Below are 26,086 nucleotides of genomic sequence, written 5' to 3'. Positions count from 1 at the left end.
GGATTTCGATATGGCCTACGTCGTGACCGAAGCGTGCATCGACCTACTCGACAAGGCATGCACCGAGGAGTGCCCCGTCGACTGCATCTACGAGGGCGCTCGGATGATGTACATCAATCCCGACGAGTGCGTCGACTGCGGCAAGTGCATGCCCGCCTGTCCCAACGACGCCATCTTCTGGGAGCACAAGATCCCGGAGGAACAGAAGCAATTCGTCGACATCGCCGTCGAATTCTGTGAGGACGCAGATGCTTCCGGCGGTGCGGAAGATCTCGGCCCGGTTGGGCACGACCATCCCTCGATCGACGAAGTGGCGAAGAAGTGAGTGCCGCAACGGTTTCCGAGAGTGATCTGATCATCGTCGGTGCCGGACCTGCCGGGCTGTACGGTGCGTACTACGCGGGTTTCCGGGGCATGACGGTCACCGTGATCGACGCTCTGCCCCATCCGGGCGGGCAATTGGCGGCCCTGTACCCCGAGAAGAAGATATTCGACGTCGCCGGGTTTCCGGCGATCAAGGCGCAACATCTGGTCGACGCATTGGTCGAACAGGCGGATCAGGCGAAGCCGACGTACCTCATGGGGCACGTGGCGACCGAACTCGAAGAATCCGAGAACTTCGTGCGGGTCACGACGGACAAGGGAGAGACCGTCGTCGGCAAGGCCGTTCTCGTGGCCGCAGGTATCGGTAAGTTCACGCCGAGGCCATTGCCGGCCGGAGCCGAGTTCCACGACCGAGGCCTACGGTATTTCGTGCCGAAACTCGATGATCTCGCCGGCGAACGGGTGATGATCGTCGGCGGCGGAGACTCGGCAGTCGACTGGGCGTTGAGCCTGGAGCCGATCGCGAAATCGGTGGTACTGGTGCACCGGCGCAACGACTTTCGGGCCCACGCTCACAGCCTCGGTTTGCTGGAGCGGTCCGGTGTCGATGTCCTCACGCCGTTCGAGGTGGAGGAAATCCTGGGCGTGGACTCCGTCGAATCGGTGACGATCGTCGACGGCACCGGAGTCGACCGTCGACAGCTCGAGGTATCGAGTGTTGTTGCCGCACTGGGGTTCAAGGCCGCACTCGGCCCCATCGCCACGTGGGGACTGGACAAGTACCAGCGCGATATCGCCGTCGGACGGACGATGCGCACCAGCCGAAGGCGAGTCTTCGCGGCGGGCGACGTCGCCGGACACGAAGACAAGGTCAAGTTGATCGCAGTCGGGTTCGCCGAGGCCGCGACAGCGGTGAATCACATCGCCCCGCTGGTCGACGGTTCGGCAGCGATCGTGCCCGGCCACTCGAGTGACTCGCTCCACTGACGAGAGACCCGTAGGAGCTCAGTTTCACCGACGAGGACCGTGAGCAGTGCCGACCTCGGGCTGCTCACGGTCGCTCGGCCACATCGGGCGAGTGACCGCTCGCGGGTCGTCGGACTGCGCGCACGCGGCCGCGCGGTACTGACGCGGGCTCATCCCGTACTGCTCGCGAAAGGCGCGGCTGAACACCGCGGAGTCCGCGAAACCCCATCGCCGACTGATCTGGCCGAGCGAGCGGTTCACCGCGACGCTGGCGATGATCTCGCGTCGGCAGCGCTCGAGCCGTTTGACCCGAATGCTGCGCGCCACCGTGGTGCCACTGGCCGCGAACAGACGGTGCAGTTGGCGAGTGGAGACGAGCATGGCCGACGCGACCGTGCTCGGCGATAGATCCGAGTCTGCGAGGTGCTCGTCGATGTAGCGCTGCGCCGTCCGAACCAGGGCGGTGCCGGGGGAGTCCAGCGCCGGGCTGTTGGTGGTGTTCCTCGCGATGACGCTGACCAGATCTCCGACCTCGTCTGCGATGGCCTGCGCGCCCGCGTTACCCAGCGTCGACCGGGTCGACCCCAGGTCGTGCAGAAATCGGCTGAGGAGGCCGCTGAAACCGGCCGAGCCGTCGAATGCCATGGCCGTCAGGTCGCTGGATTCACGCTCGTCGAGTCGCAGCATGTGACGGGGCCAGGTGAATACTTCGAGCTCCCATTGATCATCGTCGGGGTGACCGTCGATGATCCAGTCGAAGGGACGAGACGTGTCGTAGATGGCGAAGTCGCCGCGGGAGAGCACGCATTCGCGTCCGTCCTGCACCACGATCGCGCGGCCTCGACGGATCATACCGATCTGAACGTATTCGATTCGGTCCTTCTCGATGAGCGAGTCGGTTCGCGCGATGCGTTGAGTCGTCGATTGGACAGTCGACACCTGCAGGTGCGCGAGAGACATCGATCGGACGGCTCCGGTGAATCGGCTGTCCGCCACGTCGGCTACGTCCAGGGCGACGAAGTGCTCGTTCAACATGTCGGACCAGTCGCCGCGGCTGGTCGTTCGAGTCGGAATGGAAAATCCGGATCGAGACAGCATGGGGACCCCTTGTCGTAGACGCTCACGGCGATGCAGGAGCTTTCTTCGAGATTAACCCGCAATGTTTCCGGTTGATTCACTGTTCGTAACTTTGCCGGAAAGTCGTGAGGCAGGGTCGTGCGCTGGTCGCTGCACGTCAACTACCGGGCGCGCGCGGTCAAGTGTGAGGCACTGCCGTCCGCGATTCTGGTGTTCGACCGAGTGAAAGGACTACTCCGTGGTTGATCCCGTTCGAGCAGTGCGCACGCATCCGACCGACCTCGATTCGGGGACGGTGGACACTCGGGGGCGGGCACTTCGGGATCTCCGTATTTCGGTCACCGACCGGTGCAACTTTCGCTGTGTCTACTGCATGCCCCGGGCAGAGTTCGGTCCCGATCACCGATTCCTCGACACCGGCAGGCTGCTGTCCTTCGGCGAGATCGAGAGAGTGGCGCGGGCCGCGGCCACGATCGGCATCCGGAAGATCCGTCTGACGGGTGGTGAACCGTTGCTGCGGGCTGGAATCGCCACGCTGATCGAACGATTGAGCGCCATCGACGGCGTCGATCTTGCGATGACCACGAACGGGTCGTTGCTCGCAGCCCACGCCGCATCGTTGTACGCGGCCGGTCTGAAGCGCGTCACCGTCAGCCTGGATTCGATCGACCCGACGACGTTCGCGCGGATGAGCGACACGCGCGTACCCGTCCGGACCGTGCTCGACGGCATCGACGCGGCAGTTCGCGCCGGGATGTCACCCGTCAAGGTGAATGTGGTGGTGCGACGGGGCGTGAACGGTGATTCGATTCTCGACCTTGCCGAACGGTTCCGAGGGACCGGCATCGTCGTGCGGTTCATCGAGTACATGGATGTAGGGGCGACGAACCGGTGGGAAATGGCGCAGGTGATGGACTTCGACTCGATTGTCGACATCATCGGGGCAGCCCATCCGCTCGAGCGGATCGAGTCGATGTACGAAGGCGAGGTCGCGACGCGCTATCGGTATCGCGACGGGAGCGGAGAAATCGGGGTGATCGGTTCGGTGTCGAAACCGTTCTGCGGCAGCTGTACTCGGGCCAGGCTGTCGGCGGACGGGCAGGTGTACACGTGCCTGTTCGCTTCAGCGGGAACCGATCTGCGCGCGCTGCTGCGTTCGGGGGCATCGCAGGATGCTCTCGTGGCGCGGTTGTCGGCGCTCTGGAACAGCCGTGACGATCGATACTCCGAACTGCGAGCGGGATCGGGGGACACCCCGGCCGGCGAGCGGATCGAGATGTCCTACATCGGCGGATGAGGCGGACCGTAAACTCGGTTACCCGTTCGGTCGACGAACACCGTTGTGCCATAGCAGATCTCGGATTGGCAGCCCGAGTGCGGGCGGTACCCATCGGATCTGCGGTCGGCGCAGTTCTCGCCGAGGATGTCGTTGCCGAGCGCGTTCTGCCGGCGTTCGACAATTCTGCAGTCGACGGGTTCGCTGTGCGCCGTACCGATGTGATCGGTTCCCGACGACTGCCGGCCACACTGACCGTCTCGGCGCGTAGCGTTGCCGGACGGTCGAGTACCGAGCTGAGCGTGGCACCGGGTGAGTGCGTACAAATCATGACCGGTGCAGTACTTCCGCGAGGGGCCGATCTGGTGGTGCCTGTCGAACAGACCAGCGGATTCGTGACGTCGTTCGGTTCCGATACGGTGACCATCTGTTCGAGTGCTTCCAAGAGCAACATCCGCCGTCGTGCTTCGGATTTCGATGCCGGTGACGTGGCCATCAGGGCCGGTACGGTGCTGACTCCCGCTCAGGTCGGACTGCTTGCGGCACTCGGACGAACGCTTGTCAGGATCGGTTCGGCATTGACCGTGGCTGTGTTGTCCACCGGATCCGAAATCCGCTGTGCTGAAGAAACTCCGACGCTCGGCGAGTGTTTCGACGCCAACTCTCCGATGATCGCAGCCGATCTGCTGCGGTGTGGTGTCGATGTGCACCTCGAATCGGCGGTATCCGACGATGTGGAGGCGTGCAGAGCGGCCCTTGCCCGCTGCGCTGCGGTAGCCGACGTCATCGTCACGACCGGCGGAATCAGCGCAGGAACCGAGGAAGTCGTCCGGCTTGCGCTGGCGGATCACGACGTCACCTTCGCCTCGGTTGCGGTCAGGCCGGGAAAACCGCAAGGCTGCGGACGATTCGATGAAATACCGATCATCTGCCTGCCCGGAAATCCGGTGAGTGCGCTGATCTCGTACGAACTGTTCGTCCGGCCGGTCGTGGCATCCGCTCTGCAGGATCCGGCGGCGGAGCGAACGGTGAGAACTGTGCGGGTCCGCGGCGACGTGACCTCGGCGTCGAGCACACCTCGGGTTCTGTTGGGATTCATCGACGGCGCGGATGCCGAGGTCACGCAGTCACATTCGATGAGAGCATTGGCAGCCGCGAACGGAATGGTCGTCGTTCCCCCATGCGACTCACTCCCACAGGCAACAGGGCAATATCCCGCGTGGACCTTCGATTCACGTACGGCATCGAGACCGGGCCGGTACGTATGACCGCCACTGCCGCTTCCCCGGCTGCCACCGACCCGCGGCACGCTGCCAAATCGACCACGTAATCCCGTTCGACCACGCCAATCCACTCGGCGGCTGGACCACCGTCAACAACTTCCAATGCCTCTGCGAATACCACCACAGCGTCAAAACCGCCGGCTACACATCCCCACCCAACCCAGACGATCCGGCATCATCGCCTACGCCGAACCACCCGACAACCCGACACCCGAACCGAGCGACGAGGAAGCCGACACAGCACCACCGTTCTAGTACCCCCGCGGATCCCATGCCTGGAGTATCGAGACTGTTCAAACGAGTTGTGGTGCCGTCGTCTTGTCGATCACGAGCCAACCGCCGTGGTAGGTCGAGGTCTCGAAGGGCTGCCCCGTCGATAGTCCCAGCTCGGCCAGCGCCGTCTCGTCGAACGTGCGGATGTGTCCGTGGCAGACGGTGGTCTCGGTCTCGAACGGTACCGCGATGACGACGCGGCAGCGCGCCACCCGGAGTGCCTCCGCGACGATGGCAGAGCCCGTTTCGGCATCGACGTGTTCGAGCAGGTGCAGAGCGGTCACGGTATCGACACTGTTGTCGTCGAACGGGATTCGGGCTGCATCGAACACTGCCGTGTCGAGTCTCGCGCCGAGGTGCGGAGCGACAGTCGCGAGCAAATCCATGGTTCCCGCTGACTGGTCGGTCGCGGTGACCGAACAACCCTGCATAGCCAGCCGCAACGGGAAGAAGCCGAAGCACGAACCCAGATCGAGTACCGAACCGCGGACCGCCGCGGCGGCACGCTCGTGCACAGGAGCGAACTCTGCGCGACCGGAGAGGAGGTCATCCAACGAGTTTCGGTAGTACGTCGTCCATGCCTCGACCGGATCGGCGATAGTGGTGCGCACGATGCCGACCAGTACGTGCTCGAACTCGCTCTGGGACAGCCCGATGTGGCGCGCCTGTTCGGTGATGAGCGGAACGAGGCATTCGCCGATCTCGTGCGCAGCGAGGCAGTGGTTCACCTGGACCGTCGATCCTGCACGCACGGCGTCGAATCGAAGCCCGGGAGTGTGCCGGACGACGACGTTCTCATGAGCCCACACCCCGTCGGGTCCGGGGGCCAATGCATCGATCTCGGTCATGAAAGTCTTCTTCTGTCGTTTCTGCAGCGATCGTCCGTTCCGGTGAGCGTTCCACAGCGAAGTGCGCCACAAGGCGCATCGACCGCTGGTCGGTCCGCTCGGACGCCGCTCACCCCGCAGGCCGGACGGGCCGGTACCTACCCATCTGGACGGTTGATCGCGACGGCCGACCAGTTCCTGCGCCATGACCCGTCGGAAACCTCGATGGCCGTTAGCGTGGTGATCCTGAACACAGTCGATCGGATTGTGGCCGAACAGATTTCGTAGGAGGAATCAGATGTCGAAGAAGAGTGAGAACGCTGTGGTCGGTACGTCGGTTGTCGAGTCCGATCTGGTGGAGGAGTCGTTGGTGGAGGAAGTCTCGATCGACGGTATGTGCGGCGTGTACTGATCATGACTACTGCTGTGCAGGACGCGCTCGATCTGGACGTGCGGTGGGTGTTGCATCCGCAGGTGGCGTTGCGCCCGGAGTCGTTCGGGGCGTTGCTGTACCACTTCGGGACCCGCAAGCTGTCGTTTCTGAAGAACCGCACGATCGTGGCGATCATCGAGTCCCTTCCCGACCACCGGGATATGCGGTCGGCGATCGCGGCCGCAGGGATCAGCGATTCGGCATCGGCTCCCTACGTGAGAGCGCTCGAGACGTTGGCGGACTCGAACATGATCACTCGCCCGTAGAACCTGACCCATTCGTAGAAGAGGACGGCCCCTATGACTTCCACCCTCGAAAGACCAGCTCCGGTAGGGAGATTGGTCGATCAGTTCGAGCTCGGTCTCGATGCTCCGATTTGTTTGACGTGGGAGTTGACCTACGCCTGCAATCTGTCGTGTGTGCATTGTCTGTCGTCGTCGGGTCGTCGTGACCCGCGCGAACTGAGTACCGAGCAGTGCAAGTCGATCATCGACGAGTTGCAGAAGATGCAGGTGTTCTACGTCAACATCGGTGGCGGTGAGCCGACGGTCCGGTCGGACTTCTGGGAACTCGTCGACTATGCGACGGCGCATCAGGTGGGGGTGAAGTTCTCCACCAACGGGGTCAAGATCGACAGACAAGTCGCCGCGCGTCTCGCGGCGTCGGATTACGTCGATGTGCAGATTTCCATCGACGGGGCGACGGCGGAGGTCAACGACGCGGTGCGTGGTCCGGGGTCGTTCGATATGGCGTGCCGGGCGTTGGAGAATCTGAAGGAGGCCGGGTTCCGGGATGCGAAGATCTCCGTCGTCGTCACCCGGCACAACGTGAGCCAGCTCGACGACTTCAAGGCTCTGGCCGACAAATACGCTGCGACACTGCGTATCACGCGGTTGCGGCCGTCGGGTCGCGGTGCGGATGTCTGGGACGATCTGCATCCCACGGCGGGTCAGCAGCGCGAGCTGTACAACTGGCTCGTTGCGAACGGTGAGGGTGTGTTGACGGGGGATTCGTTCTTCCACCTCTCGGCGTTCGGTGACGCTCTGCCGGGGTTGAACCTGTGTGGTGCGGGGCGGGTGGTGTGTCTGATCGATCCGATCGGTGATGTCTATGCGTGCCCGTTCGCCATTCACGAGAACTTCCTCGCCGGCAACATCGTCCGAGACGCCAAGGACGGTATGGGCGGATTCCAAACCGTCTGGCAGACCTCGGAGTTGTTCCAGGAGTTGCGCTCACCGCAGACCTCGGGTGCGTGCACCAAGTGTGCTCATTTCGATGCGTGCCGGGGTGGGTGCATGGCGGCGAAGTTCTTCACCGGTCTGCCGATGGATGGCCCGGATCCCGAATGCGTGATCGGCAACGGTGAGATGGCGTTGGCGGCGGCGGGGGAGATCCCGAAGTCGAGTGTCGATCATTCGCGTACCGGTCAGCGTAAGACTCCACGTAAGTCGGTGCCGTTGACGTTGATGATGCGTCCACCGACGAAGATCTGCGACGAAAATCCGCTCGCGGGAATGGAACAGGAAGCGTAGTGATGGCGAAGAGTGCGTGGTTCGAGACCGTTGCCGAGGCGCAGCGGCGGGCGAAGAAGCGTCTACCGAAGTCGGTGTATGCCGCGCTGGTGGCCGGCTCCGAACGCGGCATCACGGTCGACGACAACATGTCGGCGTTCGGCGAGTTGGGTTTCGCTCCGCATGTGGCGGGGTTGTCGGACAAGCGGGACTTGTCGACGACGGTGATGGGGCAGCCGCTGTCGTTTCCGGTGATGATTTCCCCGACGGGTGTGCAGGCCGTGCACCCCGACGGTGAGGTTGCGGTGGCGAGAGCTGCTGCGGCGCGGGGTATTCCGATCGGATTGTCCTCGTTCGCGAGTAAGTCCGTGGAGGAGGTCGCGGCGGCGAATCCGCAGACGTTCTTCCAGATGTACTGGGTCGGTTCGCGGGAGATCTTGTTGCAGCGGATGGAGCGGGCTCGTGCGGCGGGGGCGGTGGGGTTGATCATGACGTTGGATTGGTCGTTCTCCAACGGCCGCGACTGGGGTAGCCCGTCGATTCCGGAGAAGATGGACCTCAAGGCGATGGTTCAGTTCGCTCCGGAGGGTGTCATGCGTCCGAAGTGGTTGTGGGAGTTCGCGAAGACCGGCAAGATCCCGGATTTGACGACCCCGAACCTGACCCCACCGACCGGTGGTCCGGCTCCGACGTTCTTCGGGGCGTATGGGGAGTGGATGGGGACTCCGTTGCCGACGTGGGAGGACGTGGCGTGGTTGCGTGAGCAGTGGGGTGGGCCGTTCATGCTCAAGGGTGTGATGCGGGTCGATGATGCGAAGCGGGCTGTCGATGCCGGTGTTACGGCGATTTCGGTGTCCAATCATGGTGGTAACAATCTCGATGGGACGCCGGCTCCGATTCGGGCGTTGCCGGCGATCGCGGAGGCGGTCGGTGATCAGGTCGAGATCACCCTCGACGGTGGTATCAGGCGGGGTAGTGATGTGGTGAAGGCCTTGGCGTTGGGTGCTCGGGCGGTGTTGATCGGTCGGGCGTACCTGTGGGGTCTGTCGGCCGGCGGTCAGGCCGGGGTGGAGAACGTGCTCGACATCCTGCGTGGGGGAGTCGATTCCGCGGTGTTGGGACTCGGGCACACCTCGGTGCACGATCTGTCACCGTCGGATGTGGTGATGCCCGCCGGATTCGACCGGAAGCTGGGTGTGTGACCGACTGGTTCGAGACTGTCGCCGAAGCGCAACGGCGAGCGCGTAAGCGACTTCCGGCATCGGTGTATTCGGCACTGATGGCGGGGTCCGAACGTGGTCTGACGGCGGGCGACAACACCGCTGCCTTCACCGAGCTCGGGTTCGCCCCACACGTGGCCGACCTGTCGGATTCGCGGGAGTTGTCGACGACACTGATGGGGCAACCGCTGTCATTCCCGGTGATGATCTCCCCGACGGGTGTGCAAGCCGTGCACCCCGACGGTGAGGTCGCGGTCGCGAGGGCTGCGGCGGCGCGCGGTGTGTCGATGGGTTTGTCGTTGTTCGCGAGCAAGCCGATCGAGGAGGTCGTCGCAGCGAATCCGCAGACGTTCTTTCAGGTGCATTGGGTGGGTTCGCGGCAGTTGTTGGCGCACATGCTCGATCGTGCACGTGCTGCGGGGGCGGTCGGGCTGATCGTGACGATGGATTGGTCGTTCTCGGAGGGCCGCGATTGGGGGAGTCCGGTGATACCGGAACGCCTCGACGCCAGGGCAATATTCCGGTTGGCACCCGAAGTCTTGGCCCGTCCACGGTGGCTGGCGCAGTGGGCGCGGTCGGGGACATTTCCGGATTTGACGGCACCGAATCTTGCTGCGCCCGGGAAATCGGCGCCGACGTTCTTCGCCGCGTATCGGGAGTGGATGTCCACCCCGCTGCCGTCATGGGAGGACATCGCCTGGCTACGTCAGCAGTGGGACGGTCCGTTCATGCTCAAAGGTGTGTCGCGGGGCGACGATGCGTTGCGGGCTGTCGATGCCGGCGTCACGGCGGTGTCGGTGTCCAATCACGGGGGCAACAATCTCGACGGTTCGCCGGCGTCGATCAGGGTGTTGCCGGCGATTGCCGAGGCGGTGGGCGATCAGGTGGAGGTCACCCTCGACGGCGGGATTCGGCGGGGCAGTGACGTGGCGAAAGCACTGGCGTTGGGTGCTCGGGCGGTGCTGATCGGGCGGGCGTATCTGTGGGGTCTGGCCGCGAACGGTCAGGCCGGAGTAGAGAACGTGCTCGACATTCTGCGCGGTGGCTTGGATTCGGCGGTCCTCGGCCTCGGACACTCGTCGGTGCACACCCTCGAACCGACCGACGTCGTTGCACCGCATGACTTCACCCGTGCGAATCAGCTCCCCGGTTTGGAATATCCGACGCCGATCGGAGTCCGGGATACGGAACCGAGGAGCTGATTCGATCGACAGCCCAGCGCAGCTGACGCTCAGGCCCTGCTGAATCCGTCGAGCATGCCGGTGTACAGCTTGGGCGGCGGAGGTGCGAACTCTCCACGCTTACCGGTCCCGAGTCCCAGGGTGACGAGGGATTGCACGAACAACGTTCCCGCTGCGACCCCGTCGACGACGGGCACTCCGATTTCGGACGAGATGTGTCGGCAGAGATCGGCCATACCCGCGCAGCCGAGGACCACGGCATCACTACCGTCCGTCTCTACCGCGATGCGGCAGGCCTCGGTGACGATCTTGCGAGCGTCGGGGTCGGTTTCGAGATCGAGGACGGGCAGGTCGCACGCATGGATGCCGAGGCACTGCCGTCCGAAGCCGTAATGGTCGGCCAAATCCTGTGCCCGTCCGATCGTGCGCGCGAGCGTGGTGACGACGCTGAAACCGCGGCCGAGAAAACTCGCGGCATGCATGGCCGCTTCCGCGATCCCGATGACGGGCCCCGATGCGAGCTCGCGGGCCGCGTCGATGCCGGGGTCGCCGAAACAGGCGATGACGTAGCCGTCGACCCCGGCGGCCTCGCCGCGGGCGATCTCGGCGAGAATGCCTGGGACACTGAGGGCTTCGTCGACGTGGCTTTCGATCGACACCGGTCCCATGGATGGGCTGACCGCATCGACGACCGTGCCCGGGCCGACTACGGCCCGGGCACAGTCACCGATCGTTGCGGTCATCGAACTCGTGGTGTTCGGATTGATGACCTTGATGAGCACGTGCGAGATCCTATGCTTTCACTGGAGTGTCGAAGTTGGTGACGGCCAGCTTGGTCCGCGTTGCGAGGTAGAAGTACATCGCGAATCCGATGCCGCACCCGATGAACCAGCTGTACTTGGACGCCGTCGACATTCCGGCGATCTGCATGCCGTCGATGGCTCCGTTGAACAGCACGGTGAACATAGCCACCAGCGCGCCGACGATGGTGGAGTACACCGCAGCCGGGTTGTATCCCTTGGAGTACCAGTACAGACCCGTCGTCGACATCGAGAACAGCTCGTCGACGACGACCTTCTGCTTGCGGACGAGGTAGTAGTCGGCGATCAGAATGCCGAACAGTGGTCCGATGAATGCGCCCAGAGTTTCGAGGGTCAGGTGGATGACGTCGGGGTTGTTGTACAGGTTCCACGGGGTGATCAGCACCGAGCCGATGGCGGCGATCATTCCGCCTGCGCGCCAGCTGATGCGCTGCGGGCTGACGTTGGAGAAGTCGAACGCGGGGGAGATGAAGTTCGCGACGATGTTGATGCCGATGGTGGCGATCGTGAATGTCAGTGCACCGAGAACGATGGCGAACGTGCTGTCGATTCGAGCGACGGTCTCGACCGGGTCGGTGATCAGCTCACCGAACACCGGAAGCGTCAACGACGCCGTGACGACCACCAGGATGGAGAAGACCAGGAAGTTGACCGGGAGGCCGAGGAAGTTGCCCTTCTTCACCGCGGAGTAGGACTTGCCGTAGCGGGAGAAGTCGCCGAAGTTGAGCATGGGGCCGGAGAAGTACGAGACCACGAGGGCGATGGCTCCGAGCATCACCGGAATCGAACTCAGACCCGTGTGCTCGACATCTTGGAGGTTGAGATCGATTGCGCCCCAGCCTGCTTTCCAGATCAGGTAGCCACACAGTATGAACATCACGACGTAGACGGCGGGCCCGCAGAAGTCGATGAACTTGCGGATCGATTCCATGCCGCGCCAGAAGACCGCTGCCTGAACGACCCAGAGGAACAGGAAGCTGGCCCAACCTAGCAGGGACAGACCGGCGAAGCCGTAGTCGGCGGTGACGGCATACGGGGCCAGTGACGGGAACAGCTTGATCAACACGATGTCGAGGGCTGCCGATGCCAGGAACGTCTGGATGCCGTACCAGGCCACGGCGATCAGACCGCGAATGATGGCGGGGATGTTGGCACCGAGGACGCCGAACACGCTGCGGCAGATGACCGGGTAGGGCACCCCGGAGACCTGGCTCGGCTTGGCGACGAGGTTGCAGAAGAAGTACACGATGGTGATGCCGACGAGCAGCGAGATCAGCACCTGCCAGCTCGCCAACCCGAGTGCGAAGAGGCTGCCTGCCGTGACGTAGCCACCCACCGAGTGCACGTCGGACATCCAGAAAGCGAACAGGTTGTAGGAGGTCCAGGTCTGCTTCTTCAGCGGAGCGAGGTCTTCGTTGGTCAGCCGTGGGTCGTAACTGTCCTTGATCAGGCCTCCACCGACGGGGTGGCCCGCGGCTTCCACGAGATCTCCCGATTGGGCGGGACCGTGCGCTGTATCTGTCATCGATGCTCCTGACGGCCGGGCAATGAATGGAACGAGTGAATGGGGAAAAGCTAGCGGCGAAGTATTGCGCCCTCGTGACGTGAGCGATATATCTTCAGCCCGGCGTTTCCGTGGGTGGATCGGCAAACAATCCGTGATCGTTCGACAATGTCGAAATGACCGAATTGAGACGCGTGTGATGGTGCTGGGCAGCGCGCAACAGTGCGTCGGAGTCGCGATCGAGGAAGGCGGCGATCATGTCGGCGTGGTCGTCGTGCAGTGACACCCGATCGGATCCGGCGACATGCACCATCGGTTGCACGGGTTCGGTGATGTTCCAGGCGGATTCGAGCATGTGCAGGAGTCGGTGCATCCGCGACGGCCGGGTCAGCGACAGGTGGAATTCGCGAGAGAGGCGGTGGTACTCGCGTGAGTCGTCCTCGGTCAACGAGGCCTCGAGCTGCCGGTTGATCTCGATCAGGTGCGCGCGATCGGCATCGGTGGCCTGTTCTACCGCGATCGGGAGTGCAGCAGTTTCGAGAACCTCACGCACGATGTACATTTCGCGCAGTTCTGCCGCTGTCAGCTGCGCCACCCGGTAGCCGAGATTTGGTCGATGGTCGACCAATCCCTCGCCGATCAGAGTCTTCAGGGATTCTCGTACCGGATTGCGGCTCACGCCGAACAATTCCGCGACCTCGTCTATCGGAATGGGTGTATTCGGAGGAGCGTCACCGGCCAGGATGACGCGTCGGAGCTCGTCCAGAATTGTCGGCTGCGGGCCACCCGGTGCCGATATGGACAATTGCGAGAGCAATATCGACCGACGGCGGGGTGGCACGAATCGAAGATTATCGGCCGTGTGTTTCGTCCGCGTGACGGCTCGGTTCCGTCCGATAGCATCTGCACTCATGGCCACTGACACGCTCGGTACCCAGTACTGGCCGGACATCGTCGGACCGAAGCTTCTCGTGGTTCCGGTCGGCTCGCTCGAGCAACACGGGCCGCACCTACCTCTCGATACCGATACCCGCATCGCCGACGCCGTCGCGCGAACGGTTCCGAACGCTCTCGTGGCACCCGCGGTGGCGTACGGTTCCAGCGGCGAGCACGAGGGCTTCGGCGGCACCGTGTCCATCGGGTCCGCCGCGCTCGAGGCGCTGTTGGTGGAATACGGGCGCTCCGCGTGCCGGTGGGCAGAGAGGATCGTCTTCGTCAACGGCCACGGCGGCAACGGTCCCACCCTGCGCTCGGCGGTGACGCTGTTGCGTTACGAGGGGCGCGACGTCGTATGGTTCCCGTGCTCGGTGCCGGGAGCGGATGCGCATGCCGGACGCACCGAAACATCGCTGCTGCTGCATCTTTCGGCCGACGTGGTCGACATGACGAAAGCGGCACCGGGAAACACCACCGAGATCGCGGCTCTACTGCCCGAGCTGCGCGCCGGCGGCCTGGCGCCCGTCACGGCCAACGGTGTGCTCGGCGATCCCCTCGGGGCCACCGCCGAGGAGGGACGGCTCATTTTCGAGCAACTGCGGGAACGCGTGCTGGGTGCGGTGCAGAGATGGAGTCCGTCCCCGCACGGCGTCATCGTGTGAGCGATCGCGGTACAGAACCGGCGGAAAGCCTGTTCGAGGCCTCGAACAGAAACGGGGAGCAGGTATGTTCCGACCGATTTACCGGGTGGCCGACACACCGACCGTTTGTCCGCTTACGATGCCCTGATGGGTGAAGGTCGGTTGCCTGACGGCTTCGGGGTGCGAGTGGATCCACGCGTACGCACATTCTCCGAGGGACGCGTTCTGATCGGTGGTTCACCGATGCGGATGCTCACGTTGGCACCGACGGCCGCGGCAATGATCGGTGACGGTTTCATCGAGGTGACCGATTCGCAGTCCGCCCTCGTGGCGCGCAAATTGCTCGACTCGGGGGTGGGCAACCCGCGGCCCATGTCCATCCCGTCGCCCAGTGATGTCACCGTCGTGGTGCCGCTGAAGAACAACGAGGCCGGGCTCGCGCGGCTGATCACGGCGATGCACGGCATGCACGTGATCATCGTCGACGACGGATCCGACGTCCCGGTGGCGGTTCCTGCCGTGTCGTGGAGCGTGGGCAGCGTGACGGTGCTGCGGCACGAGACCTCACGCGGGCCGGCGGCCGCACGTAATACTGGACTACGTTGCGCTACAACGGATTTCGTTGCTTTTCTGGACTCGGACGTGGTGCCGCGCAAGGGCTGGCTCGAGGTGATGCTCGGGCACTTCTCGGATCCGGCGGTGGGCCTGGTGGCACCCCGAATCGTCGCGCTGGAGCCCGAGGGCAGCGCACTGGCCCGCTACGAGCACGCCCGCTCCTCGCTCGACCTCGGACGCAAGGAAGCGGCGGTGCGCGCAGGGAGCGCGGTGTCGTACGTACCCAGTGCCGCCATGTTGCTTCGCCGGTCTGCCGCGGTGGAATGCCACGGGTTCGACGAGTCGATGCACGTGGCCGAGGACGTCGATCTGTGCTGGCGTCTGCAGGAGGCGGGCTGGCGACTGCGCTACGAGCCCGTGGCCCACGTGGCGCACGAGCACCGCGTCGCCTTCGTCGAATGGTTCGCCCGCAAACTGTTCTACGGCACCGGTGCCACGCCGTTGTCCGCGCGTCATCCGGGCATGGTGCCACCGATCGCGATGTCGCCGTGGACGTTGGTGACGTGTCTGCTCGCCGCCAGTCTGACGCGTATCGGATTGCTCGGCGCTCTGGCCAGTTTCGGGGTCACGGTCGTCCGGCTGCGCAAGATGTTCGTCGGTCTCGATCAGCCCACCCGCATCGCGGCCGTTCTCGCTGCCGAGGGTTTCGTGGCGGGGTTGTGGCAACTTGCCTCGGCGCTGTGTCGACATTATTGGCCGATCACGTTGCTCGCGGTGTTGTTGTCCAGCCGTATCCGGAAGATCGCGCTCGGTATGGCTGTGGCAGAAGCGTGTTCGGATTGGTACAAGCATCGTGAACTGGGCGGGCTCGATCCGGTTCGATACATCTTCTTCAAACGCGCCGACGACATCGCGTACGGAACCGGGCTGTGGAGCGGTGCGCTGTCGGCTCGTTCCATCGAGGCGTTGAAGCCCCGCCTGGACGGCTGACCCGTGCGCCGGGAAAGCCGGGCAGACGACGAGGGAAGTCCACTCGACGCCGACGTCATCGTCGTCGGAGGTGGGTCGTGCGGCTGTGTCGTCGCCGCGCGACTGAGCGAGAATCCCGACCGCTCAGTTTTGCTGCTCGAAGCCGGGCCGGCATCTGCGGGGGTCGACGACATTCCGCGCAGCCTGGGCGACTCGACGACGCTCCCCATCGGTCCGGACAGCCGGTGGGTGAGCCGCTACACCGCCGAACTCACCCGCGACGTCACGCGCACGGTGACGCGAGGCCGAGTGCTCGGTGGATCCGGTGCCGTCAACGGTGGCTACTTCGTCCGGGCGATCCCCGCCGACTTCGAGGCGTGGCCACAGTCGAACTGGTCGTTCGATCAGGTGCTGCCGTCTTTTCGTCGTTCCGAGACCGATCTCGACGTCGATGCCGCCGGCGGTACCGGCGTCGACCGTCGATGGCACGGATCGGACGGGCCGATGCCGATCACCCGACCACCCGCGCGGGCCTGGCATCGGCTGACGGCCGCGTTCGTGGACTCGGCGACGAACGCCGGGATCGGCTATCGCGAGGACCTGAACGCTCCCGATGCGGGGGCGGGCGGAGTCGGTGCTGTTCCCTCGAACGTTCTGGGCGGGCTGAGGGTGAGCGCGGCCCGGGCATACCTCCTGCCGAATGCCGACCGGACGAACCTTCGTGTTCAGGGTGATACGACAGTGGTGTCGTTGAAGTTCAACGGCAGCAGGGTGATCGGAGTCGAGATCGTCGTCGGCGGAGTGCGCAGTATCGTCCGAGCCGATACCGTGATCGTGGCGGCCGGGTCCGTGCACACGCCCGCGCTGCTGATGCGGTCGGGTATCGGTGACCCCGAAAATCTTGTCCCGCTGGGTATCTCGATGGTGGTTGCCAGTCCGGGTGTGGGTCGCGGATTCTCCGACCACCCCGAGGTCGCCGTTCCCGTCGTTCCGAAACGTTCCCCCGAACATTGCCCCGATGATCGGTTGTCGTCTCCGCTCGAGGCGGTGCTGCATGCGGGCGACGTGGAAATCCGGCCGTACACGAGGCGGTTCGACGAATTGATACCCGGACTGGACGTGGGGCCGCACTCGTTCGGCGTCGGTCTGATGCGTTCGACCGCGCGAGGACGCATCGTGTTGCGCACGGCGGACGCGTTCACTCCTCCCGCGGTGAACTACCACTACCTCGAATCGGAACAGGACCGTCGGGCGATGCGAGACGGGGTCGAACTCGCCGTGGATCTGCTCCGATCCCCGGCCATGGCGTCGGCCGTGGACGTTCCCGCCATCGCCGATCCGCTCGCGCCACTCGGTACGTCGTTGCACCTGTCCGGGAGCGCCCGAATGGGGCCCGAATCGGATCCGGGGTCGGTTCTGGACGACCATTGTCGGGTGCGTGGGGTCGACGGCGTGTACGTCATCGACACCTCGGCGTTCCCGGTAGTGCCCAGCAGAGGGCCCCACGCAACGGCCGTCATGTTCGCCGAGCGGGCCGCGGCGCTGATCGATCGGCACGATCGCGGCGCGTAAGGCGTAGCGTTCGTGGTCTGGGGACCGTTCAGGTTCCCCAACAGATGGGTTTCTGCCATGTCGGACAAATCGCCCCGCAACACGATGACCAAGAAATCCGGCAAATCACTCAAGGACAAGCGCGCCGACAAGCGAGCGAAGTCGAGTGGAGACACCAGCAACGACATCATCACCTCCGCCGTCAAGAAGAAGTAGCCGGTCGTCGTCGACGGGACCGGCCCCGGTCGCACCCGTCGACAGCGGCTGTATCCTTGCCTGTGAGCTGGGTTACAACGATGTGGACAGGTCACGGAGGAAGCGTCGAATGGCAAGCCGATCGGACAGTGGCGGCAACCCCTGGGTCGCAGTGCGCCCCGGTGAGGATGTCACTGTGCTGGCGCGCCAAATGTCCAGTGCCCATCAATCTTTCGTCGACGACATCCGTACACACGGCTCGGCGGTGCGGTCCGTCGTACTCGACTCGTGGATGCGAAGTAGAACCAAGGGTGTCGACCCGGACGGCGGTAGTCAGGCACCGGCCCTGAGTGGGCCGGACCTCGACCGCTACCGCAACGGGCATCCGATGGCACTCATCCGCCCGGTGATTCGCAAACTGCTCGTCGAGGACGCCTCCGACACCGGTCTGCTCGTCGCAATCTCGGACGCGGAGGGCCGCCTGTTGTGGGTCGAGGGCGATTCCTCGGCCAAGGACCGCGCGCTGACGATGGATTTCGCCGAGGGCGTCGACTGGAGCGAGGAGAGCAAGGGGACCAACGCGCCGGGAACGGCACTCGCCGTCGATCACAGCGTGCAGATCTTCGCGTCCGAGCACTTCTCGCGATCGGTCCACGAATGGAGTTGCTCGGCAGCACCGGTGCATCACCCCACCAGCGGCCACATCCTCGGAGCCATCGACATCACCGGCGGGCCGCGGGTGGCCGTACCCGAGGTGCTCTCGCTGGTGCGGGCCACCGTCGCAGCCGCCGAGTCCGAATTACGCCTGCACCTGTTGAACTCACCGAAATCGTTGGGCGATACCGCTCCTCGTCTCGAGGTCCTCGGATCCGGCCGGCCCGGAGTGGTACGCGGCTCGGGTCGAACGCCTCTCTCACAGCGGCACGCCGAGATTCTCCTGTTGCTCGGCGATCATCCGGAGGGGCTCAGTTCGGACCATCTCGCCGTCCTGCTCGACGAGCAGGAACTCGATTCGGTGACCATCCGCGCAGAGATGTCGCGGCTGCGTAAGTCTTTCGGTACCGCAGGCCTCGCATCCCGGCCGTACCGATTGGTCGGCGAGTTGTCCTCCGATGTCGGCGACATCCGACGTGCCCTGGACCGCGGCGACGTCGAGGCGGCTCTGCGGATCTACACCGGACCGGTGTTGCCCGGCTCGTCCGCACCCGGCATCGAGGAGATTCGCGAAGAATTGCGGTCTCGTATGCAGGCTGCACTGTTGCGGCTGGGGGATCCGGTGTTGCTCGCCCAGTGGACCTCCTCCATTCACGGTCGATCCGACGTGATCGCATGGGAGGCCTATCGCGCCACGCTGAGCCGCGATTCCGCACTCTACGGCCAGGTCAGCGCACGTATCGACCTGCTCGACCGCGATCTCGGAGTCTGACGCACCCGTCGCGGCGGTGCCGTCGGAGTGACGGCAACGTAGTTGCAACGTTGCACCCCCTAGTGTCCTGAATCACACACCGCATCAGCAGTGCAGCACGTGTCGATCAGGAGGATTTTCAATGTCCGTCTATGCCCGTCCAGGTACCGCCGATTCCGTCATGTCGTTCCAGTCGCGCTACGACAACTGGATCGGCGGCGAATGGGTGCCACCGGTCAAGGGCCAGTACTTCGAGAACCCGACTCCGGTCACCGGTGAGAACTTCTGCGAGGTCGCCCGTTCCACGTCCGAGGACATCGAACTCGCCCTCGATGCCGCGCACGCCGCCGCTCCCGCCTGGGGCAAGACGTCCGCGGCCGAACGCGCCGTGATCCTCAACAAGATCGCCGACCGCATCGCCGAGAACCTCGAGTCGATCGCTCTGGCCGAGTCCTGGGACAACGGCAAGCCGATCCGCGAGACCCTCAACGCCGACATCCCCCTCGCGGTGGATCACTTCCGGTACTTCGCCGGCTGCATCCGTGCGCAGGAAGGCTCACTGTCCGAGATCGACAGCGACACAGTCGCTTACCACTTCCACGAGCCGCTGGGCGTCGTCGGACAGATCATTCCGTGGAACTTCCCCATTCTCATGGCCGTCTGGAAGCTCGCGCCCGCGCTCGCTGCCGGTAACGCAGTGGTGCTCAAGCCCGCCGAGCAGACTCCCGCCTCGATCCTGCACCTGATCTCGATCATCGGCGACCTCCTGCCCCCGGGCGTGCTCAACATCGTCAACGGATTCGGTGTGGAGGCAGGAAAGCCGCTGGCGTCGAGCCCGCGCATCGCCAAGATCGCCTTCACCGGCGAGACCACCACCGGCCGCCTGATCATGCAGTACGCGTCGCAGAACCTGATCCCGGTCACGCTCGAACTCGGTGGCAAGAGCCCCAACGTCTTCTTCTCCGACGTGCTCCAGGCCAACGACGACTACCAGGACAAGGCCCTCGAAGGCTTCACGATGTTCGCCCTGAACCAGGGCGAGGTGTGCACCTGCCCGTCGCGTTCGTTGATCCAGGCTGACATCTTCGACGAGTTCCTCGCACTGGCCGCGATCCGCACGAAGGCTGTGCGGCAGGGTGATCCGCTCGACACCGAGACCATGATCGGTGCCCAGGCGTCCAACGATCAGCTCGAGAAGATCCTCTCGTACATCGAGATCGGCAAGGGCGAGGGCGCACAGGTCGTCACCGGCGGCGAACGCGCACAGCTCGGCGGCGACCTCAACGGTGGTTACTACGTGCAGCCGACGATCTTCACGGGCAAGAACGACATGCGCATCTTCCAGGAAGAGATCTTCGGACCGGTCGTGTCGGTGACGTCGTTCAAGGACTACGACGACGCCATCGACATCGCCAACGACACCCTCTACGGACTGGGCGCAGGCGTCTGGTCCCGCGACGGCGGCGTTGCCTACCGGGCGGGCCGCGACATCAAGGCCGGCCGAGTGTGGACCAACACCTACCACCAGTACCCCGCGCACGCCGCGTTCGGCGGCTACAAGCAGTCGGGTATCGGTCGCGAAAACCACAAGATGATGCTCGATCACTACCAGCAGACCAAGAACCTGCTCGTGAGCTACGCCCAGAAGGCGCAGGGCTTCTTCTGATGGAGAACGCTCGGCCGCCCGCGCGGCTGAAGACAACCGCCGAGGCGATGGATCTTCTCCGTCGCCTCGGCGGTATGCACGGCGAACTGATGATGCATCAGTCCGGCGGATGCTGTGACGGCTCGTCGCCGATGTGTTATCCCGCAGGCGAATTCATCGTCGGCGATCGCGACGTTCTGCTCGGGTACATCGACCTCAGGCTCGGAGTGGGCGAGATCGCCCAGGACCTCCCCGAGGGTGTCGACGGCGTACCGGTGTGGATCTCGGGTTCGCAGTTCCAAGCGTGGAAACACACCCAACTCGTACTCGACGTGGTGCCGGGCCGCGGCGGCGGATTCTCGCTCGAATCGCCCGAAGGCGTGCGGTTCCTGAGCCGTGGGCGCGCGTACACCCCGGAGGAGAACGAACTTCTCGCCGCGCATCCACCTCTCGTCGGAGTCGACTGGGAAGAGGGCCGACGACCGCCGGTACCCGACGACCCACTCGTGGTCGCCGAGGCCGTCGACGCCTGTCCCGTGCCGGGAATGCTCCAGGGCTGAGTGCATACGGCAGTGGTGCGGCTCCGCTTCCGGGTCGTTCCGCGGGCTACACTCCCGTGTGCCCCAGGCGGCACATAGCCGCACCACTGCGCGCAGCGCATACAGTGCGAACGATGAAGAGCTCATCGAAAACCGACGCGGCCGACGGCGGCGACAGCCTGCGCACCGTGGTGATCGCGTTCGTCGCCAACCTCGGTGTAGCCATTGCCAAGACGTTCGCGGCGGTGTTCACCGGGTCTGCGTCGATGGTCGCCGAGGCCGCTCACTCCTGGGCCGATACCGGTAACGAGATCTTCCTGCTCGTCGCCAATCGCCGCGGGGCGCGCGGGCCCGACGATCGGCGGCCGCTCGGGTACGGCCGGGAGACGTACTTCTGGTCGACGCTCGCGGCCATCGGTTTGTTCGTCGCCGGTGCGGCGGTCTCGGTATGGCACGGCATCACCTCGTTGCTCGCCGGCGAGTCGAGCAGTGAGAACTACCTCGTCGCCTACGTCGTGCTCGCCATCGCCTTTCTGCTCGAGGGCGTGTCCTTCCTGCAGTCGGTACGGCAAATACGCGGCGAGGCAGCGCAATACGACAAGGACTTTCTCGATTACGCGTTGGAGACCTCGGATCCGACGCTGCGGGCAGTGTTCGCGGAGGACAGCGCGGCTCTGATCGGCATCGTGATCGCCGGTGCGGGAATCGGTTTGCACCAGCTCACCGGTTCGGCGGCGTTCGACGCCATCGGCTCGATTCTGGTGGGCGTTCTACTCGGGATCGTGGCGTTCGTGCTGATCGATCGAAACCGCCGATTCCTTACCGGGGAGCCAGGATCGAGAGCATTATGGAACGCGGTAGTGCAGCGAATCGAGCTACTCCCCGAGGTGGCGTCGGTCCGGTTCGTTCGCATCGAGTTCGTCGGTCCCAAACAGATCTACGTGGTGGCGAGTGTCGATCTCGTCGGTGACTTCGCAGAGTCACGCATCGCGCACACGCTCCGGCGGCTGGAGCGTGAGCTGGAAACCAACAGAGCTGTGGTGGACGCAGTACTGACAGTCGCAGAACCGGACGAGGGAGATATCGGTGACGTGAATGCGGTTGCACAGCAGCCGTAATTCGCCCGTCATTCACCGATGACACCCCGCTTACATCACGGACCTATCGTGAACCGGTTCGCGCGCCCCACACACCCGAATGGGCGTCCCCTCGCGAGGGACCTGGTACGAGAGGCTTGCAATGTCCGTGAAAGATCCACAGTCGCCTCACCCGAAATCCGGCTCCTACGAGGGCACACAGTCGCACGTCGAGGGCGGTGACTACCTGGCCAAGAGAACCTTGAAGAAGGGGACCGCCGGGTGGGTACTTCTCGCGGGCCTCGGTGTCAGCTACGTCATCTCCGGTGACTACTCGGGCTGGAACCTCGGTCTCGCCGAGGGCGGCTTCGGTGGTCTGCTCATCGCGGCGATCATCATCGCGGGCATGTATCTGGCCATGGTCCTCGGAATGGCCGAGATGTCCTCGGCACTGCCCGCTGCGGGCGGCGGCTACACCTTCGCCCGCCGTGCTCTCGGACCGTGGGGCGGGTTCGCCACCGGCACAGCCATTCTCATCGAGTACGCCATCGCTCCCGCCGCTATCGCCACGTTCATCGGCGCGTACGTCGAATCGCTCGGACTGTTCGGGATCACCGACGGGTGGTGGGTGTACCTGGTGGTCTATGCCGTGTTCATCGGAATCCACCTCTCCGGCGCAGGCGAAGCCCTCAAGATCATGTTCGTCATCACCGCTGTCGCCTTGGTCGGACTCATCGTGTTCGCGATCGCTGCCCTCGGACAATTCGATGCGAGCAACCTGACCGACATCGCGCCGACCGACGCAGCCGGAGCCTCGGGATTCCTGCCGTTCGGCTACCTCGGCATCTGGGCGGCTGTGCCGTTCGCCATCTGGTTCTTCCTCGCCATCGAGGGCGTGCCGCTGGCCGCCGAGGAGGCCAAGGATCCGACCAAGAACGTCCCGCGCGGCATCATCGCCGCCATGGGCGTACTGCTCGTCACCGGTGCCGTCGTGCTGTTCCTGGTGACCGGAGCGGGCGGGGCCGACGCCGTCAAGGAATCGGGAAACCCGTTGGTCGAGGCGCTCGGTGACGGAACTGCGAGCAAGATCGTCAACTACATCGGCCTGGCCGGACTGGTCGCGTCCTTCTTCTCGATCATGTACGCGTACTCGCGTCAGCTCTTCGCGCTGTCCCGTGCCGGCTACCTGCCGAAGACGCTGTCCATCACCAACTCTCGCAAAGCCCCTACGCTCGCGCTGATCGTGCCCGGCGTCATCGGATTCCTGCTCTCGCTGACCGGTCAGGGCGGAATGTTGCTGAACATGGCCGTATTCGGTGCGGCACTGAGCTACGTTCTGATGATGGTCAGCCACATCGTGCTTCGCCGCAACGAGCCGAACATGGAACGGCCGTACCGAACCCCCGGGGGCGTTGTGACCACCGGATTCGCGTTGATCATCGCGGCACTCGCCGTCGTCGCCACCTTCGTCGTCGATTCCACTGCGGCACTGTGGTGTCTGGCAGTGTTCGTCGCGTTCATGGCCTACTTCGGCATCTACAGCAGACATCATCTGGTCGCCAACTCGCCCGACGAGGAGTTCGCCGCACTGGCCGAGGCCGAGGCCGAACTGGAATGACGATCTACACCCAGCAGGTATCCGGGACCACCTACACGTTCGACGGTCTGGTCGACCTGATGGCCAAAGCGACACCGCTGCGATCGGGTGACGAATTGGCCGGCTGCGCGGCCGAATCCGATGCCGAACGGGCTGCCGCGCAGTGGGCGTTGTCCGAGGTCTCCCTCGATGTCTTCCTGCACGATCTGCTCGTTCCGTACGAAACCGACGAGGTCACCAGGCTCATCATCGATTCGCACGACCGCATCGCGTTCGGGGCCATCTCACACCTGACCGTGGGAGGTCTTCGGGATTGGCTGCTGCAGGTGACCGCGGGGCCCGATGCGGCCGCGACACTACGATCGGTCGCGGCCGGATTGACACCCGAGATGGTCGCGGCGGTCAGCAAGATCATGCGGAACCAGGATCTGATCGCGGTGTCTCGGGCCGCGCAGGTGACGTCGGCGTTCCGGACGACGATCGGCCTACCCGGGACTCTCACCACGCGTCTGCAACCCAACCACCCGACCGACGACCCGCGTGGCATCGCCGCGGCCACACTCGACGGGCTGCTCCTCGGGTCGGGTGACGCGGTTATCGGAATCAATCCCGCGACCGACTCACCTCAGGCCACCGCCGATCTGCTGCATCTGCTCGACGAGATTCGGCAGCGTTTCGAGATCCCGACACAGTCGTGCGTCCTCTCTCATGTGACGACGACGATGGAATTGATCGACAAAGGAGTTCCAGTCGATCTGGTGTTCCAGTCCATCGCGGGAACCGAGGGTGCCAATTCGAGCTTCGGAGTGAACATTCCGTTGCTGCGCGAGGCCAACGAGGCCGGCAGATCGTTGCACCGCGGAACCGTCGGGAACAACGTCATGTATCTCGAGACGGGCCAGGGTTCGGCGCTGTCGGCAGGCGCGCACATCGGTACCGGCGACCGGCCCGTCGATCAGCAGACCCTCGAAACGCGTGCGTACGCGGTGGCCCGCGATCTCGAGCCGCTGCTGATCAACACCGTCGTCGGATTCATCGGGCCGGAGTACCTGTACGACGGCAAGCAGATCATCAGGGCAGGCCTCGAAGACCACTTCTGCGGCAAGCTTCTCGGACTGCCGATGGGAGTGGACGTCTGCTACACCAATCACGCCGAGGCCGATCAGGACGACATGGACACGTTGCTGACGTTGCTCGGTGCGGCCGGCGTCGCGTTCGTCATCGCAGTGCCGGGAGCCGATGACGTCATGCTCGGCTACCAGTCCTTGAGCTTCCACGATGTGCTCTACGTGCGACAGGTCCTCGGTCTGCGGCCCGCACCGGAATTCGAGTCGTGGCTCTCGCGGCTGGGGATGGCGGACGCCGACGGTCGAGTCCTCGACGTCGATGCCGCGGGATCGCCGCTGCGGGCCTTGATGAGTGCGCGATGAGCACGCCTGCGGAACGACCGGAAGCGGCAGGAGTGGAGCCTGCGGAACGACCGGATTTGGGAGTGGAGCCTGCGGAACGACCGGAGGCAGAGTTCTGGGGTGAGTTGCGGGCGAGTACCCAAGCTCGGATCGGTCTGGGGCGTATCGGCGATTCGTTGCCGACGACGCGGGTGCTCGAGTTTCGCTCGGCGCACGCCGCGGCCCGAGATGCGGTGCACATGCCACTCGAGGTCGACCAGTTCGTACGTCGGGTGGAGCAGGTGGGGCTCGGTACACCGTCGGTGGTGACGTCGTTGGCGACGAGCCGGGCCGAGTATCTGCGTCGTCCGGACCTGGGTCGTCAGCCGAAGGATTTGTCGGCGATTGCACATTCGGAGGACGAGATAGGCATCGTGCTGAGCGACGGATTGTCTCCCCGGGCCCTGGCGGATCACGGTGTCGCCATGGTGGAAGCACTGAAAACCGAACTTGCCGAGCGGTATTCTATTGCTGCACCGGTCATTGCGACCGAGGCCCGAGTGGCGCTCGGTGATCACATCGCGGCGGCGATGGGCGTGCGGACGGTACTGGTTCTCATCGGGGAGCGACCCGGCCTGTCCGTCGCGGACAGTCTCGGCATCTACTTGACGCACCTCCCCAAGCCCGGCCGTACCGACGCCGATCGCAACTGCATCTCCAACATCCACCCGCCCGAGGGGCAGGGGTACGCGCAGTCGGCCCGCATCGTGGCAGGTCTGCTGGCCGGAGCCAGGAAGCTCGGACGGTCCGGCGTCGCGCTCAAGGACACGTCGCGCGCCGAGGTGCTCGAGGCTGCGGACGTCATCACACTCGAGTAGGACCCCCATTCGGGG

At 64.4% G+C, this 26,086-nt stretch carries 25 protein-coding genes; 20 read left to right on the top strand and 5 right to left on the bottom strand.

Going from position 1 to position 26,086, the window contains the following annotated elements; genetic code table 11:
* Positions 1 to 10 precede the first annotated feature (10 nt).
* Positions 11 to 325 carry a ferredoxin gene (gene fdxA / locus CH285_RS01585; protein ID WP_027496268.1) on the top strand — a complete coding sequence of 105 codons (315 nt, stop codon included), beginning with the start codon at positions 11 to 13 and terminating at the stop codon, positions 323 to 325.
* Positions 322 to 1,311 carry an NAD(P)/FAD-dependent oxidoreductase gene (locus CH285_RS01580; protein ID WP_072692113.1) on the top strand — a complete coding sequence of 330 codons (990 nt, stop codon included), beginning with the start codon at positions 322 to 324 and terminating at the stop codon, positions 1,309 to 1,311. Before fdxA ends, CH285_RS01580 begins: the two co-directional genes overlap by 4 nt.
* A 24-nt stretch (positions 1,312 to 1,335) precedes the next feature.
* Here CH285_RS01580 and CH285_RS01575 read toward each other — a convergent pair whose 3' ends face one another.
* Positions 1,336 to 2,388 carry a helix-turn-helix domain-containing protein gene (locus CH285_RS01575; protein ID WP_094643283.1) on the bottom strand — a complete coding sequence of 351 codons (1,053 nt, stop codon included), beginning with the start codon at positions 2,386 to 2,388 and terminating at the stop codon, positions 1,336 to 1,338.
* Between the two features lie 217 nt (positions 2,389 to 2,605).
* On the opposite strand from CH285_RS01575, the gene moaA reads away from it, so the two are divergent.
* Together moaA and CH285_RS01565 are read left to right on the top strand one after the other, a co-directional pair.
* Entirely contained in the window at positions 2,606 to 3,664 is a 1,059-nt protein-coding gene (gene moaA / locus CH285_RS01570) for a GTP 3',8-cyclase MoaA (RefSeq protein ID WP_080729326.1), read from the top strand.
* Positions 3,661 to 4,911 carry a molybdopterin molybdotransferase MoeA gene (locus CH285_RS01565; protein ID WP_094643282.1) on the top strand — a complete coding sequence of 417 codons (1,251 nt, stop codon included), beginning with the start codon at positions 3,661 to 3,663 and terminating at the stop codon, positions 4,909 to 4,911. Before moaA ends, CH285_RS01565 begins: the two co-directional genes overlap by 4 nt.
* A 308-nt stretch (positions 4,912 to 5,219) precedes the next feature.
* Here the strand turns inward: CH285_RS01565 and mftM are convergent, their stop codons facing one another.
* Entirely contained in the window at positions 5,220 to 6,047 is an 828-nt protein-coding gene (gene mftM, locus CH285_RS01560; RefSeq protein WP_094643294.1) for a mycofactocin oligosaccharide methyltransferase MftM, read from the bottom strand.
* Between the two features lie 277 nt (positions 6,048 to 6,324).
* On the opposite strand from mftM, the gene mftA reads away from it, so the two are divergent.
* The 5 genes from mftA to mftD (CH285_RS01535) are packed head-to-tail and all read left to right on the top strand — an operon-like array spanning position 6,325 to position 10,392.
* Complete coding sequence (mftA, locus tag CH285_RS01555) at positions 6,325 to 6,438, top strand: mycofactocin precursor MftA (RefSeq protein WP_069973092.1); 114 nt, start codon at positions 6,325 to 6,327, stop codon at positions 6,436 to 6,438.
* A gap of 2 nt (positions 6,439 to 6,440) precedes the next feature.
* Complete coding sequence (gene mftB / locus CH285_RS01550) at positions 6,441 to 6,725, top strand: mycofactocin biosynthesis chaperone MftB (RefSeq protein ID WP_032368354.1); 285 nt, start codon at positions 6,441 to 6,443, stop codon at positions 6,723 to 6,725.
* Positions 6,726 to 6,758: 33 nt separating this feature from the next.
* Positions 6,759 to 7,991 (top strand): mycofactocin radical SAM maturase, encoded by a 1,233-nt coding sequence (gene mftC / locus CH285_RS01545; protein WP_094643281.1) that lies wholly within the window; start codon positions 6,759 to 6,761, stop codon positions 7,989 to 7,991.
* A 2-nt stretch (positions 7,992 to 7,993) separates the two neighbouring features.
* Positions 7,994 to 9,172 carry a pre-mycofactocin synthase MftD gene (mftD, locus tag CH285_RS01540; RefSeq protein WP_094643293.1) on the top strand — a complete coding sequence of 393 codons (1,179 nt, stop codon included), beginning with the start codon at positions 7,994 to 7,996 and terminating at the stop codon, positions 9,170 to 9,172.
* Positions 9,169 to 10,392: a pre-mycofactocin synthase MftD gene (gene mftD, locus CH285_RS01535; protein WP_094643280.1), complete on the top strand. Its 1,224-nt coding sequence runs from the start codon at positions 9,169 to 9,171 to the stop codon at positions 10,390 to 10,392. The genes mftD (CH285_RS01540) and mftD (CH285_RS01535) overlap by 4 nt, the downstream gene beginning before the upstream one ends.
* A gap of 29 nt (positions 10,393 to 10,421) precedes the next feature.
* Here mftD (CH285_RS01535) and CH285_RS01530 read toward each other — a convergent pair whose 3' ends face one another.
* The 3 genes from CH285_RS01530 to CH285_RS01520 form a co-directional block, all read right to left on the bottom strand.
* A complete protein-coding gene (locus CH285_RS01530) occupies positions 10,422 to 11,153 on the bottom strand; it encodes an aspartate/glutamate racemase family protein (protein WP_032383541.1) in 732 nt (243 codons plus the stop codon).
* 10 nt (positions 11,154 to 11,163) lie between these two features.
* A complete protein-coding gene (locus CH285_RS01525) occupies positions 11,164 to 12,717 on the bottom strand; it encodes an NCS1 family nucleobase:cation symporter-1 (RefSeq protein ID WP_032388193.1) in 1,554 nt (517 codons plus the stop codon).
* A gap of 94 nt (positions 12,718 to 12,811) precedes the next feature.
* Complete coding sequence (locus CH285_RS01520) at positions 12,812 to 13,537, bottom strand: GntR family transcriptional regulator (protein ID WP_094643292.1); 726 nt, start codon at positions 13,535 to 13,537, stop codon at positions 12,812 to 12,814.
* Positions 13,538 to 13,607: 70 nt separating this feature from the next.
* On the opposite strand from CH285_RS01520, the gene mftE reads away from it, so the two are divergent.
* The 11 genes from mftE to eutC all read left to right on the top strand — a co-directional run bounded on the left by mftE (position 13,608) and on the right by eutC (position 26,071).
* Positions 13,608 to 14,294 (top strand): mycofactocin biosynthesis peptidyl-dipeptidase MftE, encoded by a 687-nt coding sequence (gene mftE / locus CH285_RS01515; protein ID WP_032383543.1) that lies wholly within the window; start codon positions 13,608 to 13,610, stop codon positions 14,292 to 14,294.
* Between the two features lie 126 nt (positions 14,295 to 14,420).
* Positions 14,421 to 15,818, top strand: coding sequence for a mycofactocin biosynthesis glycosyltransferase MftF (gene mftF / locus CH285_RS01510; RefSeq protein WP_027496281.1), 1,398 nt, complete (start codon positions 14,421 to 14,423; stop codon positions 15,816 to 15,818).
* A gap of 3 nt (positions 15,819 to 15,821) precedes the next feature.
* Complete coding sequence (gene mftG, locus CH285_RS01505) at positions 15,822 to 17,369, top strand: mycofactocin dehydrogenase MftG (protein WP_052061458.1); 1,548 nt, start codon at positions 15,822 to 15,824, stop codon at positions 17,367 to 17,369.
* A gap of 57 nt (positions 17,370 to 17,426) precedes the next feature.
* A complete protein-coding gene (locus CH285_RS27710; RefSeq protein WP_167326762.1) occupies positions 17,427 to 17,564 on the top strand; it encodes a hypothetical protein in 138 nt (45 codons plus the stop codon).
* A 109-nt stretch (positions 17,565 to 17,673) separates the two neighbouring features.
* Entirely contained in the window at positions 17,674 to 18,969 is a 1,296-nt protein-coding gene (locus tag CH285_RS01495; RefSeq protein WP_027496283.1) for a transcriptional regulator, read from the top strand.
* A gap of 121 nt (positions 18,970 to 19,090) precedes the next feature.
* Positions 19,091 to 20,614 (top strand): aldehyde dehydrogenase, encoded by a 1,524-nt coding sequence (gene adh / locus CH285_RS01490; RefSeq protein WP_094643279.1) that lies wholly within the window; start codon positions 19,091 to 19,093, stop codon positions 20,612 to 20,614.
* On the top strand, positions 20,614 to 21,153 hold the full coding sequence (locus CH285_RS01485; RefSeq protein ID WP_176458571.1) for a DUF779 domain-containing protein: 540 nt from the start codon (positions 20,614 to 20,616) through the stop codon (positions 21,151 to 21,153). Before adh ends, CH285_RS01485 begins: the two co-directional genes overlap by 1 nt.
* Positions 21,154 to 21,266: 113 nt before the next feature.
* Complete coding sequence (locus CH285_RS01480) at positions 21,267 to 22,250, top strand: cation diffusion facilitator family transporter (protein ID WP_027496286.1); 984 nt, start codon at positions 21,267 to 21,269, stop codon at positions 22,248 to 22,250.
* Positions 22,251 to 22,371: 121 nt separating this feature from the next.
* A complete protein-coding gene (gene eat / locus CH285_RS01475) occupies positions 22,372 to 23,826 on the top strand; it encodes an ethanolamine permease (protein ID WP_032383547.1) in 1,455 nt (484 codons plus the stop codon).
* Positions 23,823 to 25,235: an ethanolamine ammonia-lyase subunit EutB gene (locus CH285_RS01470; RefSeq protein WP_094643278.1), complete on the top strand. Its 1,413-nt coding sequence runs from the start codon at positions 23,823 to 23,825 to the stop codon at positions 25,233 to 25,235. The genes eat and CH285_RS01470 overlap by 4 nt, the downstream gene beginning before the upstream one ends.
* A gap of 62 nt (positions 25,236 to 25,297) precedes the next feature.
* On the top strand, positions 25,298 to 26,071 hold the full coding sequence (eutC, locus tag CH285_RS01460; protein WP_094643277.1) for an ethanolamine ammonia-lyase subunit EutC: 774 nt from the start codon (positions 25,298 to 25,300) through the stop codon (positions 26,069 to 26,071).
* Positions 26,072 to 26,086: the final 15 nt, after the last annotated feature.

Source organism: Rhodococcus sp. 05-2256-B1, assembly GCF_002258465.1.
In the GTDB taxonomy this organism is placed as follows: domain Bacteria; phylum Actinomycetota; class Actinomycetes; order Mycobacteriales; family Mycobacteriaceae; genus Rhodococcoides; species Rhodococcoides fascians.
The sequence above is the reverse complement of the archived record's forward strand: the minus strand, read 5'-3'. Positions and strand labels throughout refer to the sequence as shown.